Here is a 1024-nt window from a genome sequence, read left to right as displayed (position 1 = left end):
GGGGCTAAGTTAGAACATCAAACATACAAGGGTGGTATTTCAAGGATGGCTCCACGTCAACTAGCGCCAACGCTTCATAGCCTCCCACCTATCCTACACATGGAGGTTCAATGTTCAGTGCCAAGCTGTAGTAAAGGTTCACGGGGTCTTTCCGTCTAGCCGCGGGTACACCGCATCTTCACGGCGATTTCAATTTCACTGAGTCTCGGGTGGAGACAGCGTGGCCATGGTTACACCATTCGTGCAGGTCGGAACTTACCCGACAAGGAATTTCGCTACCTTAGGACCGTTATAGTTACGGCCGCCGTTTACCGGGGCTTCGATCAAGAGCTTCGCTTACGCTAACCCCATCAATTAACCTTCCGGCACCGGGCAGGTGTCACACCCTATACGTCATCTTTCGATTTTGCAGAGTGCTGTGTTTTTAATAAACAGTCCCAGCCACCTGGTCACTGCGGCCAGCTCCAGCTCCGTCCGTGTGGACTTCACTAGCTCTGGCGTACCTTCTCCCGAAGTTACGGTACTATTTTGCCTAGTTCCTTCACCCGAGTTCTCTCAAGCGCCTTAGTATTCTCTACCTGACCACCTGTGTCGGTTTCGGGTACGGTCAACATGTACCTGAAGCTTAGAGGCTTTTCCTGGAAGCAGGGCATCAACAACTTCGCACCCGTGGGTGCTCGTCTCGTATCTCAGTCTTAAGAGTCCGGATTTGCCTAAACTCTCAACCTACATACTTTCACCGGGATAACCAACACCCGGCTTGCCTAGCCTTCTCCGTCCCCCCATCGCAGTACATGTCGGTTCAGGAATATTAACCTGATTCCCATCGACTACGCCTCTCGGCCTCGCCTTAGGGGCCGACTTACCCTACCCTGATTAGCATGGGATAGGAAACCTTGGTCTTCCGGCGTGCGGGTTTTTCACCCGCATTATCGTTACTCATGTCAGCATTCGCACTTCTGATACCTCCAGCATGCTTCTCAACACACCTTCAACGGCTTACAGAACGCTCCCCTACCCAGCA

Annotated in this window: 1 rRNA gene; it reads right to left on the bottom strand. The window is 52.4% G+C overall.

Annotated elements, in window-relative coordinates:
• Positions 1-1024 (bottom strand): 23S ribosomal RNA (locus BM334_RS12595); the annotation flags it as partial.

Source organism: Pseudidiomarina donghaiensis, assembly GCF_900116895.1.
Lineage (GTDB): Bacteria > Pseudomonadota > Gammaproteobacteria > Enterobacterales > Alteromonadaceae > Pseudidiomarina > Pseudidiomarina donghaiensis.
The sequence above is the reverse complement of the archived record's forward strand: the minus strand, read 5'-3'. Positions and strand labels throughout refer to the sequence as shown.